Origin of the sequence: Variovorax sp. Root411, from assembly GCF_001425205.1 — a bacterium.
GTDB lineage: Bacteria > Pseudomonadota > Gammaproteobacteria > Burkholderiales > Burkholderiaceae_C > Variovorax.
On record NZ_LMDW01000016.1, the window covers coordinates 353045 to 367585 of the forward strand.

15 protein-coding genes are annotated in these 14541 nt (G+C 66.3%); 13 read left to right on the forward strand and 2 right to left on the reverse strand.

Going from position 1 to position 14541, the window contains the following annotated elements; genetic code table 11:
• The first annotated feature begins 117 nt into the window (after window positions 1–117).
• The 4 genes from ASC92_RS18285 to ASC92_RS18300 all read left to right on the forward strand — a co-directional run bounded on the left by ASC92_RS18285 (window position 118) and on the right by ASC92_RS18300 (window position 4946).
• The gene (locus ASC92_RS18285; protein WP_056519116.1) at window positions 118–1110 is read left to right on the forward strand and encodes an AraC family transcriptional regulator; all 993 of its coding nucleotides are present in this window, start codon (window positions 118–120) and stop codon (window positions 1108–1110) included.
• Window positions 1111–1144: 34 nt separating this feature from the next.
• Window positions 1145–2086 carry a cation diffusion facilitator family transporter gene (locus tag ASC92_RS18290; RefSeq protein ID WP_056518441.1) on the forward strand — a complete coding sequence of 314 codons (942 nt, stop codon included), beginning with the start codon at window positions 1145–1147 and terminating at the stop codon, window positions 2084–2086.
• A gap of 91 nt (window positions 2087–2177) precedes the next feature.
• Window positions 2178–3395 (forward strand): SAM-dependent methyltransferase, encoded by a 1218-nt coding sequence (locus ASC92_RS18295; protein WP_056518442.1) that lies wholly within the window; start codon window positions 2178–2180, stop codon window positions 3393–3395.
• A gap of 63 nt (window positions 3396–3458) precedes the next feature.
• Complete coding sequence (locus tag ASC92_RS18300; protein ID WP_056518443.1) at window positions 3459–4946, forward strand: MFS transporter; 1488 nt, start codon at window positions 3459–3461, stop codon at window positions 4944–4946.
• Between the two features lie 6 nt (window positions 4947–4952).
• Here ASC92_RS18300 and ASC92_RS18305 read toward each other — a convergent pair whose 3' ends face one another.
• The gene (locus tag ASC92_RS18305) at window positions 4953–5381 is read right to left on the reverse strand and encodes a GNAT family N-acetyltransferase (RefSeq protein WP_056518444.1); all 429 of its coding nucleotides are present in this window, start codon (window positions 5379–5381) and stop codon (window positions 4953–4955) included.
• Window positions 5382–5531: 150 nt separating this feature from the next.
• Here ASC92_RS18305 and ASC92_RS28665 point away from each other — a divergent pair, with 150 nt between their 5' ends.
• From ASC92_RS28665 to ASC92_RS18345, 8 genes are all read left to right on the forward strand, one after another.
• Window positions 5532–5729 carry a hypothetical protein gene (locus ASC92_RS28665; RefSeq protein WP_157609079.1) on the forward strand — a complete coding sequence of 66 codons (198 nt, stop codon included), beginning with the start codon at window positions 5532–5534 and terminating at the stop codon, window positions 5727–5729.
• A gap of 38 nt (window positions 5730–5767) precedes the next feature.
• Window positions 5768–6268, forward strand: coding sequence for an AAA family ATPase (locus ASC92_RS18310; RefSeq protein WP_056519118.1), 501 nt, complete (start codon window positions 5768–5770; stop codon window positions 6266–6268).
• A 101-nt stretch (window positions 6269–6369) separates the two neighbouring features.
• Window positions 6370–7377: an LLM class flavin-dependent oxidoreductase gene (locus ASC92_RS18315; RefSeq protein ID WP_056518445.1), complete on the forward strand. Its 1008-nt coding sequence runs from the start codon at window positions 6370–6372 to the stop codon at window positions 7375–7377.
• A gap of 34 nt (window positions 7378–7411) precedes the next feature.
• Window positions 7412–8752 (forward strand): LLM class flavin-dependent oxidoreductase, encoded by a 1341-nt coding sequence (locus ASC92_RS18320; protein ID WP_056518446.1) that lies wholly within the window; start codon window positions 7412–7414, stop codon window positions 8750–8752.
• 35 nt (window positions 8753–8787) lie between these two features.
• Complete coding sequence (locus ASC92_RS18325) at window positions 8788–9327, forward strand: GNAT family N-acetyltransferase (RefSeq protein WP_056519120.1); 540 nt, start codon at window positions 8788–8790, stop codon at window positions 9325–9327.
• Window positions 9324–11156, forward strand: coding sequence for an amino acid ABC transporter permease/ATP-binding protein (locus ASC92_RS29610; protein ID WP_082519633.1), 1833 nt, complete (start codon window positions 9324–9326; stop codon window positions 11154–11156). The genes ASC92_RS18325 and ASC92_RS29610 overlap by 4 nt, the downstream gene beginning before the upstream one ends.
• A 32-nt stretch (window positions 11157–11188) precedes the next feature.
• On the forward strand, window positions 11189–12106 hold the full coding sequence (locus tag ASC92_RS18340) for an ABC transporter substrate-binding protein (protein ID WP_056518447.1): 918 nt from the start codon (window positions 11189–11191) through the stop codon (window positions 12104–12106).
• Window positions 12107–12116: 10 nt separating this feature from the next.
• Complete coding sequence (locus ASC92_RS18345) at window positions 12117–13061, forward strand: ABC transporter substrate-binding protein (RefSeq protein ID WP_414820417.1); 945 nt, start codon at window positions 12117–12119, stop codon at window positions 13059–13061.
• A gap of 50 nt (window positions 13062–13111) precedes the next feature.
• Here ASC92_RS18345 and ASC92_RS28140 read toward each other — a convergent pair whose 3' ends face one another.
• A complete protein-coding gene (locus tag ASC92_RS28140; RefSeq protein WP_162245730.1) occupies window positions 13112–14107 on the reverse strand; it encodes an AraC family transcriptional regulator in 996 nt (331 codons plus the stop codon).
• A 69-nt stretch (window positions 14108–14176) separates the two neighbouring features.
• Between ASC92_RS28140 and ASC92_RS18355 the strand changes: the two genes are divergently transcribed.
• Window positions 14177–14536 (forward strand): DsrE family protein, encoded by a 360-nt coding sequence (locus ASC92_RS18355; RefSeq protein WP_056518450.1) that lies wholly within the window; start codon window positions 14177–14179, stop codon window positions 14534–14536.
• The last annotated feature ends 5 nt before the right edge of the window (window positions 14537–14541 follow it).

Consider the following 14541-nt stretch of genomic DNA (forward strand, 5'->3'; position numbering starts at 1 on the left):
TTCTCCAGACCTCCCGTGCGATGCGTGCGAATCCGGCGAAGGAGCGCTAAGCTGCAAAGCACTCATTCCTCCATGGTGGCCGCCCCTTTGGCCCCCAACCATGACAAGGCCTCGAACATGTCCGACGAAACTCCCGAAATCGCCGCCGTCATCGCCCAGCCGATGCCGCTGGACCCCGAACTCGACGAAGCCCGCAAGGAACTGGTGGCGCTGATCGAGCACATCACGCGCGGGCAGGACGGCACCGTCATCACCGCCGTGCCCGGCCTGCAGGTGTTCTGCATCAGCAAGCCAGAAGGTCCCAAGCACGCCTTCGCGTCTCCCGCGCTGGGCCTGATCGCGCAGGGCTCCAAACGAATCATCGTGGGCGACGACATCTACGTGTACGACCCGATGCACTACCTCGTCACCTCGGTCGACCTGCCGGTGTGCGGCCAGGTGTGCGTGACGAGCGAGAAGGAGCCTTACCTCGGCGTGCGGCTGGAACTGGCCCTCGACGAGATCGGCGAGCTCATCGGCGACGAGAAGCTGCCCGCCAAGGCCAATGCGCCAGCCTCGCGCGGCATGTACGTCAACCGCATCGCCATGCCGGTGCTCGAGCCCGTGCTGCGCCTGCTGCGGCTGCTCGATACGCCGGAAGACGTGCCGATCATGGCGCCGCTCATCAAGCGCGAGATCATGTACCGCCTGCTGGTCAACGGCGAGGGCGCGCGGCTGCGGCAGATCGCGCTGCAGGACAGCCACACCCAGCGCATCGCGAAAGCCATCAGCGCGCTGCGCGTCAACTACGCGCAGTCGCTGCGGGTGGAAGACATGGCGCGGGCGGTGCACATGAGCGTGTCGTCGTTCCACCACCACTTCAAGGCCGTCACCGCGATGAGCCCGCTGCAGTACCAGAAGCAGCTGCGCCTGCAGGAGGCGCGCCGGCAGATGCTGATTGCCGGCGCCGACGTGGCGAGCGCCGCGCACAGCGTGGGTTACGAAAGCCCGTCGCAGTTCGCGCGCGAGTACGGCCGCATGTTCGGCGCGCCGCCGCTGCGCGACAAGCGCCGCTGGCTCGGCGAGGCGGGCAACGACGCGATGGGTGCCGCGTCGATGGAAGCGGCCTGAGTCCGGCCACCGAAGCGCACGGCCGGCACGCTGGATGGCTGAATCGAAGATCCCCATCTACGGCGCCATCGGCGCCAACGTGGCGATCGCGGTCACCAAGTTCATCGTCGCGGGCATCACCGGCAGCTCGGCGATGCTGTCGGAGGGCATCCACTCGGCGGTCGACACCTTCAACGGCGTGCTGCTGCTGGTGGGCCTGCACCTGAGCAAGCGTCCGGCGACCGCCGAGCATCCGTTCGGGCATGGCAAGGAGCTGTATTTCTGGAGCCTCATCGTCGCGGTGTTGATCTTCGGGCTGGGCGGCGGCGTGTCGTTCTACGAAGGCATCCAGCACATCCGGCAGCCGGAGCCGATGCGCGACCCGACGTGGAACTACGTGGTGCTCGCGGCGGCGGCGCTGTTCGAGGGCACCAGCTTCCTCATCGCGCTGAGGCAGTTTCGCGGGCAGGCCCGCGGCGTGCCGTTCTGGGAGGCGCTCGACCGCAGCAAGGACCCGACGACCTACACCGTGCTGGCCGAAGATTCGGCCGCGCTGGCGGGGCTGGCGGTGGCCGCGCTGGGCATCTACTTCAGCCACGCCTTGAACATGCCGATGCTCGATGGCGTGGCCTCGGTGGTCATCGGCGTGCTGCTCGCGGGCGTGGCGGTGCTGCTCATCGCGCAGTCGCGCGGGCTGTTGATCGGGGAGGGCGTTCGCCCGGAAACCGCGAAGGCCATCCGTGCGGTGGTGATGGAGCAGCCCAGCGTCGAAGGCGTGGGCCGCGTGCTTTCGATGTACGTCGGCCCCGACGAGGTGCTCGTGGTCGTCGATGTCGACTTCAAGGACGACACCCCCACCGGCGACGCGGCCGATGCCATCGCGGCCATCGAGAAGCAGGTGCGGGCGCGGTTCCCGATGATCAGGCGCATCTTCGTCGAGGCGAGCGACGCACCCGGAGGCGACGCCAGCGCCGCAAGACCAGGCGCAGCCTCTTAGCACCTGCTGAAATTTCCCGCGCCGCCCCTGCCATGCAGGTTTCGCGGAATCTCGCTATTGTTTTGTTCGCTGCAGCAACACGGAGTAATGCATGCTTTGGCAAAAGAAGCTGGCACGATGGAGCGCCGTGGTCCGCGAGCGCGCCAACCTGCCCGTGCGGCTCACCCTGTGGGACGGCCAGTCCTACGACTTCGGCACCTTCAGCGGGCCTTCGGTCACGCTGCATGTGAAGTCGCTGGCCGCGCTTTCGCTGGTGCTGCATCCCACGCTCGACAACCTGGGCGAGGCCTACGTCAAGAGCAAGATCGACATCGAGGGCAAGCTCAGCGACGTCATCGACATCGCCTATGGCCTCGCCAGCACATCGATCGACAAGCCCGGCGGTGCGCTGCAGAACATGGCGCGCTACTTCTCGCACACCAAATCGTCGGACAGGAAAGCCGTCGAGTACCACTACGACGTGTCCAACGAGTTCTATCGGCTGTGGCTCGATCCGAACATGGTCTATTCGTGCGCCTACTTCGAGAACGGCGACGAAGACCTCGCCACCGCGCAACTGAAGAAGATGGACCACATCCTCACCAAGATCGAACTGAAGCCGGGCCAGACGCTGCTCGACATCGGCTGCGGCTGGGGTGCGCTGGCGATCCGCGCGGCGCAGAAGTTCGGCGCGCGCTGCGTGGGGGTGACGCTCTCGCAAAACCAGCTGGAGCTGGCGACCGAACGCGTGAAGGCCGCCGGCCTGCAGGACAACGTCGAGATCCGCCTGCAGGACTACCGCGACGTGACCGGCCGGTTCGACCGCATCACCAGCGTCGGCATGTTCGAGCACGTGGGCCGCAAGAACCTGCCCGCGTACTTCAGGCGCGTGCAGGAGCTGCTTGCAGACGACGGCGTGTTGATGAACCACGGCATCACCTCGTCCGACCCCGCGGGCGGCGGCGTGTCGTACGGCGGCGGCGACTTCATCGACCGCTACGTGTTCCCCAACGGCGAGCTGCCGCACATCGGCCTCGCGCTGCAAGCCATGCAGCAGGGCGGCCTCGAAGCCTTCGACGTGGAGAACCTGCGCCGCCACTATGTGCGCACGCTGCGCTGCTGGAGCGACGCCTATGAAGCCAACAGCGAGAAGGCGCACGCGTTCGTCGACGAAGAAAGATTCCGCATCTGGCGCATCTACCTCGCGGGCTGCGCCTATGCCTTCGAGAACGACGACGTGGCCATCTACCAGGTCGTGGGCCGCAAGGCAGGGCGGTCGGCGAACACGCTGCCGTGGTCGCGCCGCTATATCTACGACGGCACCTCCTGACTCTTCACACTGAGAGCTTGAGCGCCGGACAAGGGCTCAAGCCGTCTATAGCATGCACGGCTCATGACCTCCACCAACAGAACAACAAACCGCCCCCTCGTCATTGCCTCGATCATGGCCTCCATGGCGATGGTGGCCATCGAAGCCACCATCGTCTCCACCGTCATGCCGCAGATCGCCTCCGAACTGGGCGGACTGCATCTGTACAGCTGGGTGTTCGCCTCCTTCCTGCTGGCGCAGACCGCGATGACCGTGGTGTTCGGCAAGCTCTCGGACCTGTACGGGCGCAAGCCCATCATGTTCGTGGGCATCGCCGTCTTCGTCCTCGGCTCGGTGCTGGCGGGCTTCGCGTGGTCGATGCCGGCCATGATCTGCTTCCGGCTCATCCAGGGCATCGGCGCGGGAGCCATCCAGCCGGTGGCGCTCACCATCGTGGGCGATCTCTATCCGGTGCGCGAACGCGGCAAGGTGCAGGGCTGGCTTGCGAGCGTCTGGGCCGTGTCGGCTGTGGTGGGGCCGATGATCGGCGCACTGATCGTGCAGAAGCTGTCCTGGGCGTGGATCTTCTGGGTCAACGTGCCCATCGGCCTGGCGGCGGCGGCGGGCTTCTGGCTCTTCCTGCACGAAGCGCCCACGGTGCGCCGCTCGTCCATCGACATGGTGGGCGCGGTGCTGTTCACCATCGGCATCGCGGCGCTGATGATCGCGCTGACGGAATTCGGCGTCGGCAATGCGGGCGTGGCGCTCGCGTGGGCCGGCTTGTTCGTCGTCACGCTCGTGCTGTTCATCGCGCAGGAGCGCCGCGCGACCGACCCGATGGTGTCGCTGAAGCTCTGGGGCGCGCGGATGATCGCCGCCGTCAACGGCGCGGCAATGCTGGCCGGCATGGTGCTGATCGGCATCACGACCTTCCTGCCGATGTACGTGCAGGTGGTGCTCGAACGCTCGTCGGTCACGGCCGGCCTCACGCTCACGATGGTGATGCTCGGCTGGCCCATCGGCGCGACGCTGACCTCGCGCACCTTCCATCGCATCGGCCTGTGGCGCATGGTGGTGGTCGGTGCGGCGCTTATTCCGGTGGGCACCTCGGCCTTCGTCCTGCTCGCGCCGGGCAGCTCGCCGGTGCTGCCCGCCATCGGCTCCTTCGTCATCGGCCTGGGCATGGGCGTGATGAGCCTGAGCTCGCTGATCCTGATCCAGGAAGGCGTCGATCTTGCGCAGCGCGGCATCGCCACGGCGTCGAACGTGTTCTCGCGCAACCTCGGCAGTGCGCTGGGCGCGGCCTTCTTCGGCGCGGTCTTCAACTTCGGGCTGACGCGCGGGGATGGCAGCCCGATGTTCACCGACGACCAACTGCGCCTGCTGCTGCAGGGCGTGCAGGGTTCAGCGGCCAACGACGCGGGCATTCGCCTGGCGCTGGGCGGTTCGCTGCATCTCACCTTCGTGGCGATGCTGGCCGTGAGCCTGGGTGTGGTCGCGCTGGCGTTGCTGTTGCCGAAGGAAGGGCTGGAAAGCCATGCGGTCGGGGTTGGGAAGCCGGCGCCGAAGTAGCCTGCTTCAGCGCACCAGCGATTTCTTCATGTACGCCAGGTAGAAACCGGGCGCGTAATCGTCGATGCGGGCGTACTCCTCATAGCCGTGCTTCAGGTAGAACGGGCGCGCCTGCCACTCGAAGGTGTCGAGCTTCGCGTTCTTCGCGCCCAACGCGATGGCCTGCTGCTCCGCTTCGGCCAGCAGGCGGCTGCCAAGGCCCGAGCCTCGCGCGTCTTCTTCGACGAAGAGCACTTCGATGTTGAGCCAGTAGAGAAATACGAAACCGCGCAGACCTCCGAGGATGCGACCGTTCTCGTCCCTCGCGTTGAGGCGGATGTACTGCTGCTCGGGGTATTCACCGACGAAGCCATAGTTGTAGCGGCGCAGCTTGAGGCCGAGCTCGCCGGCGCGAACCTCTTCGAGGGTGGCGGGGGCAATGGTGATGTTTTTCATTCGGGAGAGGAGTTGTTGTGCGACAGACGACGCAACTCTACTGGCTCGCCCGAAACTCCATCGCGAACCTCATCAGGTAACTTGGAATCCGTCTTTGGAAAGGCAGTGGCTCTGCGCAGAATCGGCCGAAGCGTTCTTTCGACCATTGCCATGCCACTGCGTACCTTCCATCTTTCCCCGGCGGCCCAAGTCCGCCAGGTTCTTGCCCTGACATCCACTGCCTGGCGCATTCCGCCGCGCTCGGCGCGCGAAGTGGCGCGCCGGGCGCCGCATGGCTATATGCCGGTGCGGGCATTGCGGCGCTTGCATGCGGCCGCGGTGCTGGCCTTGCTGCCGCATTCGTGGTGAACTCGGCGCCAGGGCCATGAACCTGGAGGCAAGTGAAGATGCTGATCGTCCTGGGCGGTTTGCCGGGCACGGGCAAGACCACCATCGCGCGCGAAATCGCCGCGCTCGTGCCCGCGGTCTACTTGCGCATCGACACCATCGAGCAGGCGCTGAGGTCGGCCAGGGTGCTGGCCGGTGACGTGGGGCCGGCCGGCTACATCGTGGCCTATGACCTGGCCCGCGCCAATCTTTTGCTCGGGCAGGCGGTCGTGGCCGACTGCGTGAATCCCTTGCCAGCCACGCGCGAGGCTTGGCGCACGGTCGCGGCGGATACCGCATCGCGCATCGTCGAGGTCGAGATCATGTGCTCGGACGCCGCCGAACATCGGCGCCGCGTCGAGCAGCGAAGCGTCGACGTGCCGGGTCTCGTGCCACCGACATGGGCGGCCGTTCAGCACCAGGACTACGCGCCATGGAGCACGCAGCGCCTCGTCATCGACACCGCAACCCTCAGCGCGCGCGAGGCCGCGCAGTCGATCCTGTCCCAGGTGCGCGACTGAGCATCCAGCAGATATCGATATAGAAATTCAGCGCAAACGGTGCGCGCGATGCCTCGGAGAATTTGCAGCAATTCTTTTCGAGGCGTCTTTCGCCACACACCGTGCCCTACTCGCTGTCCCTGCTCGACAAGAGCCTGATTTCCGAAGGCGCCGACGCCGCTCAAGCGTTCCAGCACACCATTGCGCTCGCGCAAAGCGCGGAGCGGCTGGGTTACCGCCGCTACTGGCTCGCCGAGCATCACGGTAACAGGAACTACGCGGGCTCCGCCCCCGAGGTGCTGGCCGCGCACTTGCTCGCGAAGACGTCGCGCATCCGCGTGGGCACGGGCGGCGTCATGCTGCAGCACTACAGCCCGTTCAAGGTGGCCGAGACCTTCCGCGTGCTGGCTTCGCTGGCCCCGGGGCGCGTGGACCTGGGTATCGGCAAGGCGCCCGGCGGCCTGCCGCTGACGAGCAAGGCGCTTCAGTGGCTGCACGATCCGGTGAAGGCGAAGGGCGAGGACTTCGGGCTGCGCCTGGCCGAACTCGATGCCTTCCTGCACGATGGCGTTGCCTCGGGTCATGCGCTGGCCGGTGCGGTGGCCACACCCAACCCGCCGCAGCTGCCGCAGCGCGTGCTGCTCGGCGGCAGCCCTGAAAGCGCTGTGCTGGCGGCGCGCCTCGGCTGGGACTTTGTGTATGCGGGGCATTTCAACGGCGACCCGGTGAATCTTGCGCAATCGATCGAGGCCTACCGCGCCGAGACGGGCCGCGCGCCGCTGCTCGCGCTCTTCGCCTTCGCGGCCGGGACGCACGAGAAGGCCGCGGAGCTTGTCGGTGCGCTGCGCAGCTTTCGCGTGCACCTGCCCACGGGCCAGAGCGTCAACCTGCCGAGCCTCGAAGCGGCCGCCGAGTTTGCGCGGCAGGCCGGCGTGAGCGACTACCGCACCGAAGAACGCCGCCCGCATGTGATCGCAGGTTCCGGCGAAGAGGTGCGCGACGCGCTCGACGCATTGAGCGAGCGCTACGGCATCGAGGAGTTCGTCATCGACATCCCCGTGGCCGGTTTCGCCGAGCGCCACGCCTGCATCGAACTGCTCGCCAAGGCGCGCGAACCGGCGCTGGCCTGAGCCTTTCTTTTTCAACCTCACAAGAACGATCGTCATGAGCAACATCAAGTTCGGCGTCATGCTGCAGGGTGCCGGCAGCCACATGAATTCCTGGAAGCATCCGGGCGGGCCGGCCGACGCCAGCGTCAACCTCGACTTCTTCGTGCGCACCGCGCAGAAGGCCGAAGCGGCCGGCATCGCCTTCGCATTCGTGGCGGACGGGCTCTACATCAACGAGAAGTCGATCCCGCATTTCCTCAACCGCTTCGAGCCGATCTCGATTCTTTCGGCACTCACCACCGTGACCTCGAAGATCGGCCTCGCGGGCACCATCTCCAGTTCGTACAGCGACCCGTTCACCGTGGCGCGCCAATTCGCCTCGCTCGACCTGATCAGCGGCGGCCGCGCGGGCTGGAACGTGGTGACCACGCCGCTCGAAGGCAGCGCGAAGAACTACAGCCGCAGCCACCCCGAGCACGCGCTGCGCTATGAGATAGCCGACGAGTACCTTGCCGTCACGCAGGGCCTGTGGGACAGCTGGGACGACGATGCCTTCGCGCGCAACCGCGAGACCGGCCAGTTCTTCGAGCGCGAGAAGCTCCACACGCTGGACCACAAGGGGCGTTTTTTCCAGGTGTCGGGCCCGCTGAACATCCAGCGTTCGCCGCAGGGCCAGCCGGTGATTTTCCAGGCTGGATCGTCGGATGCGGGCGTCGGTCTCGCAGGCAAGTACGCGGATGCGGTGTTCACGCATTCACCGTCGCTCGAAGACACGCGCAGCTTCCTGCGGCAGGTGAAGGCCAGCGCGGTCGCGCAGGGCCGTCAGGCCGACGACGTGAAGATATTTCCCGGCATCGGCCCCGTGGTCGCTGCCACCGAGGAAGAGGCCGAGGCCAAGTACCGCGCCATCCGCGAGCTGCTGACCGTCGAGGAGGCGCTGGCCTACCTGGGCCGCTTCTTCGACCACCACGACTTCGGCCAGTACCCGCTGGACGAGCCGTTCCCCGAGCTGGGCGAAATCGGCCGCAACAGCTTCCGCTCGACCACCGATCGCATCAAGGCCAACGCGAAGGCCAAGGGGCAGACCTTGCGCGAAGTGGCACTCGAAGTGGCCACACCGCGCACGCAGTTTGTCGGCACCGGCGAGCGCATCGCCGACGAGATCATCCGCTGGGTGGACGAGGGCGCGGCCGATGGCTTCATCCTCGGTTTTCCGGTGCTGGGGCAGGGCCTGGACGACTTCATCGAGTTCGTGATTCCGGTGCTGGAGGCGCGCGGGCGCTATCAGCGCGAACTGCCTGGCGTCACCCTGCGCGACCACCTGGGACTGCCACGCAAGGCGAGCCGCTACACCGCGCAAGACGACGCACCCGCAGCGAAAAAGAAGGTCGCCTGATGGGAGTGAATCGCAAGGAGACGGAGACGAACCGCATGAACGAACACTTCCTCTACACCACGCCGCTCGATCCGCGCGCGAAGCCGTTGCTCGAAGGCCTTTCGTTCGAGTACGACAGCCGCTATGGCGACGTGCTGCGCGAGCCCGGCGCGCCGCGCGAGATTGACCGCTATCCGGCCGAGGTGTTTGCGCCGTCGCACGGCGGCAACTTCGTGCTGCTGCTGCGGGACGGCATCGCCATCGGCGGGGGCGCCTTCATGCGGCACGACGAGCGCACGGCGGAACTCAAGCGCGTGTGGACGCACGGCCAACTGCGGCGGCAGGGTCTGGCCAGCAAGGTGCTCGCCGAGCTGGAGGCGCAGGTGCTGCGGCAGGGCTACGAGCGCATCTACCTGACGACGGGCTTTCGCCAGCCCGAGGCCGTGGGCCTTTACCTCGGCCACGGCTACTCGGCACTGTTCGATCCGCCCATCGACCCGGAAACGCCGCGCAAGCTGCCTTTCGAGAAGCACCTGGACACGGGGCGCCATCACGGCCGTCCCGCCGCGCAACGAGTCGGGGCGGTACGGCGATGAACACGACCGTTCTCGACGCAGGCGCCGAGCCGCGCAGTCCCTCGCCAGTTCGCGCGCCGCAACCGCAACGCGCAGCGCCGCTGCCAGCTCCCGCGCCCGCCAAGGGCGACTACTCGCACTTCCGCGTCGTTCCGGCGAAGTACCCGGCACGCACGGCCGGCACCATCTTCGCCGTGGCGGTCATCGGCATCGTGCTGCACTCGACGCTCACCAACCCGCGCTGGGGCTGGAGCGTGTTCGCCGAATGGTTCTTTGCGGAGCCGGTGCTCGAAGGGCTGGGCCGCACGCTGCTGCTGACGGCGCTGGGCGCGCTGCTCGGCTTCTTTTTCGGCACCGGGCTGGCGCTGGCCCGCGTCTCGCGCTCGCCGCTGCTGGCGCGGCTGTCGTGGGTGTTCACGTGGATCTTCCGGTCGATTCCGGTGATCGTGCTGCTGTTGATCATCAACAACCTCGGCTATCTGTACGAGACCGTGACGCTGGGCATTCCGGGCACCGGCGTCACCTTCTTCTCGTATCCGACCACGCAGCTGATCGGCCCGATCGTGGCGGCGCTGCTGGGCCTCACGCTGAACCAGGCGGCCTTTGCCTCGGAGATCGTGCGCGGCGGCATCCTTTCTGTGGAGCAGGGGCAGCTCGAAGCGGCGGCAGCGCTGGGGCTGTCGCGCGGAAGGCAAACGTTGCGCATCGTGCTGCCGCAGGCGATGCGCACCATCTTGCCGACAGCCTTCAACGACATCATCGGGCTGGCCAAGGGAACGTCGAACCTCTACATACTGGCGCTGCCCGAGCTGTTCTACACGATCCAGATCATCTACCGGCGCAACCTTGAAGTGATTCCGCTGCTGATGGTGGCGACGGTGTGGTATCTCATCATCCTCACGGTGCTGTCGGTGGCGCAGCATTACATCGAGCGGCACTTTTCGCGCGGTGCATTGCGCCATCCGCCGCGTTCGTGGCTCGGCGGCGTGGTGCGCGGGCTGTGGCGCTCGAAGGCTGTGGCGCCCGTGGCTGAAGTGTCCGCGGTGGACGCCCCCGCACAGGTACCGCGCTGGACCGATCCGCTCACGCAGGGCGGCGAGGTCACGATCCATGGCGTGTCGAAGAGCTTCGGCGCGCTCAAGGTGCTCGACGACGTGACGCTGACCGTGGGGCAGGGCAGCGTGACGGTCATCCTCGGCCAGTCGGGCTCGGGCAAGTCGACGCTGCTGCGCGCCATCAACCACCTGGAGCGCGTGGACGACGGCTTCATCGCCATCGACGGCGAACTCATCGGCTACCGCCGCGATGCGGACACGCTCTACGAGCTGCACGAGAAGGAAATCCTCAAGCGGCGCGTCGACGTGGGCATGGTGTTCCAGAACTTCAACCTGTTCCCGCACCTCACGGTGCTGGAGAACATCGTCGAGGCGCCGGTGTCGGTGCGCGGCCTGTCGCGCGCCGAAGCCGAGGCGCTGGCCTCCGAGCTGCTCGTGCGCGTGGGCCTGGGCGACAAGACGCATGCCTATCCGCGCCAGCTTTCCGGCGGCCAGCAGCAGCGCGTGGCCATTGCCCGCGCGCTCGCGCTCAAGCCCAAGGTGCTGCTGTTCGACGAGCCCACCTCGGCGCTCGACCCCGAACTGGTGGGCGAAGTGCTGGCCGTCATCAAGGAGCTGGCGCGCTCGGGCACCACGCTGGTCATCGTGACGCACGAGATCGGTTTTGCGCGCGAGGTGGCAGACACCATCGTCTTCATGGAGCGCGGCCGCATTCTCGAAACCGGCACGCCCGACAAGGTGTTCAACGCGCCGGAGCATCCGCGCACGGCCGAGTTCCTGGCCAAGGTTCTTTGATTCTTCCCCTTTTCCTTATTGCATTGCTCTTCATGATCCATCGACGAAACATCCTGTCCGTTCTTCTGGCGACGTTGCTGCCACTGGCTGCGCTGGCGCAACCCGCCGCCGACCTGAGCCCGGAGCAAGCCGGGCGCCCGCGCGCGCAGAAGCTCGACGAGGCCATCAGGCTCGCGAAGGACTTCAAGTTCCAGAAGGAGGGCGTGCTCGTCGTCGGCACGACCACCGGCCGCCTGCCGTTCGCGGCCTATGCGACCGACACGAAGACGCCCGTGGGCAACGCCCCCGACATCGCCCAGCTGGTGGCCGACAGCCTCGGCCGCAAGCTGGAGCTGGTGTCCACCGCCTGGGCCGATTGGCCGCTGGGCCTGCAGTCGGGCAAGTTCGACGTGGTGGTGTCGAACGTGACGGTGACCGAGGAGCGCAAGGAGAAGTTCGACTTTTCCACCTACCGCAACGACCAGATCGGCATCTACGTGAAGTCGGACAGCAAGCTCGGCGCCGTCAAGGAGCCGAAGGACATCGCAGGGCTGAAGGTGATCGTGTCGGCCAGCACCAACCAGGAGCAGATCCTGCTGCGCTGGAACAAGCAGAACGTGGCGGCCGGGCTGAAGCCGGTCGAGATCCAGTACTACGACGACGATGTGGTGCAGCGGCTGGCGATCCAGTCGGGCCGCGCCGATGCGTACGTGGGCCCGAACGCCATCGCGGCCTATGAGGCACGCGACGGCAAGACCAGGCTCGCGGGCGTTTTCTCGGGCGGCTGGCCGCAGACCGCCGAGATCGCCGTCACCTCCCGCAAGGGCTCGGGCATTGCCGAAGCCGTCACGCTCGCGCTGAACACGCAGATCAGGAACGGCAACTACGCCAAGGCGCTTTCCCGCTGGAACCTGAACTCCGAAGCCATCGAGGCCTCGCGCACCAACCCGCCGGGCCTGCCGAAGAACTGATGCGATGGCCATGATTCTCCTCAAGCACACGCACATCGTCCGCGGCCTTGTCATCGCATTTGCTCTCATCGCCGGCACGGCCCATGCCGCCGCCGACAAGTTCGACTTCAGCCCCGAGCAGAAGGGTCGCCTGCGCGCCCAGAAGGACGCCGAGGCGGTCAATGCGATTCCGCCGAGCTTCAAGTTCGTGAAGGAGCGCGTGCTGACCATCGGCATCGCGCCGTTCGCGCCGCCGATCTCCACCTATGCCTCGGACGCGAAGACGGTCATCGGCTTCGACCCCGACTTCGCACTGCTCGTCGCCGACGCATTGGGTCTCAAGCTCGAGCTGCAGCCCATCGCCTGGGCCGACTGGCCGCTGGGCCTGAGTTCGGGCAAGTACGACGCGGTTATCTCCAACGTGGGCGTGACCGAGCAGCGCAAGGAGAAGTTCGACTTCTCGACCTACCGGCTCGGCCTGCATGGCTTCTACGTGAGGACGGACAGCGCCATCAAGTCGATCAGGGAGCCGAAGGACGTCGCGGGCCTCAAGCTGACGACCGGTGCCGGCACCAACCAGGAACGCATCCTGCTGGAGTGGAACCGGCAGAACGTTGCCGTCGGTCTGAAGCCGGTGGAGATCCAGTACTACGACGACGATGTGACGCGCACGCTGGCGGTCGTCACCAAGCGGGTCGATGCCAATTTCAATCCGAATGCACCACAGGCCTATGAGGCTGCGAAGAACGGGCAGATCCGGTTGGTCGGCACCGTCAACGCGGGCTGGCCGCTGAAGTCGGACGTGGCCATTGCCACGCGCAAGGGCAGCGGCCTCGCGGTGGCGCTGACCACGGCGGCCAACGGCCTGATTCGCAATGGCACCTACGCCAAGGCGCTCGCGCGCTGGAGCCTTGCGGAAGAAGCCTTGCCGAAGTCGGAGACCAACCCGCCCGGTTTGCCGAAGTTCGCGCCGTGAGCATTCGCCTTTTTGTTTTCTACGCAACCGGGCTTTGACCAGCCCTCGATTCACGCCCGATGCGCCCGCCGCCACTTTGCAGGTGGCATCCCGTGGAGCCGGGCAAAAGCGCGGCAGAACGCTGCATCGGAGGCGTAGCCTGCGCGCTCCGCGATTCTCGCGATGGGTTCTTCGGATTGCGCGAGGTCGGAAGACGCCAGATAGAGCTTCCAGTCACGCAGGTAGCGCATCGGCGACATGTTCAGTACATGCTGAAACCGCTGGCACAGCACGGTCTTCGAAACACCCGTGATCGCCGCGAGATTCTGTTGCGACCACGGCGAATATGGCTTGTCGTGCAGGACCTTCAACGCCTTGTAGAGAACAGGATCGCCAAGGGCTGCCAGCCAGCCTCCGGTGGCCCGGGCTGCAAGCAGTTGCCGGCGCAGCAGTTCGATGAAGACGATCTCGCTCAGGCGGGAAACGATCGTCATGCCGCCTGGGGAGGGCTCGTCGATTTCACGAATCAGCCTCCGCACCGCGGGCAGCAGCCAGTCGGCGCCATCTTCCGCGGTGCGTGCGACCATGACCTCCGGCAAGCCGAGCAGCAGCGGCTGGAAATCCAGCACCCGGGCCTCGATGAACCCGCACAGGATGCGCGCCCGCTGGCCCGGTGCCTCGTACCTCACGGTGGGGATGCGGTCCCACGGCGGGGGTGGCACGTCGTCGCCAGGGCTCAGCAAGCGTCCGGTTTGTCCGGAGCCGAAGAAATGGGCGGTACCGCGAGGGAATATGAGCACGTCGCCGCTCTGGATCTCTGCACGCTGTTCGCCCATGCCCAGCCACAGGCGCCCCTCCACGATGATGTGCATGCTGACCGATCCAGGCGGGCGGAACGGCGCCGGCGATGCATCGACAACCCAGTCGCCATAGGGCTCGAAGCAATATTGCAGGCACTTCGCCACCCGGATGTCTCGCAGCAAGTGCGACAGCGCATCCACGCCCTCTACATGCGACAGGACGGGCCCCGCCGTCGGATCGATCAAAACTTGCGGAAGTTCAGCCAATGACAGCTCCCTCTCTGATTCGGATACTCGGAGCTCCTCATACACCGCATTCGTGCAAGGAGTCAAATCATGACCGACAAGCTCGTCCTGCTTGTGTCGCGTGGCATCGATTCGGAAATGTCCTCCGTGGCGTTCACGCTCGCCAATGGCGCCCAGACTGCCGAGATGCAGGTCTTCATGTTCCTGACCAGCGCAGCGGTCGATCTCGTGCGCAAGCGAGGGCAACAGATGACCCATGTCCCGCCCCTCGACCCCTTGCGCACCTTGATCGACACGTTCATTGCTCGCGGCGGAAAGATCTGGGCCTGTCCGCCGTGCGTGACCTCGCGTGGCTATGAGCTCGGCGATTTCATCGAAGGCGTGGAGATCAAGGGTGCCAGCGCGGTGTTCGAGCAGGTCAAGGCCGGCGCCGCGACGCTCTCTTTCTAGGAGAA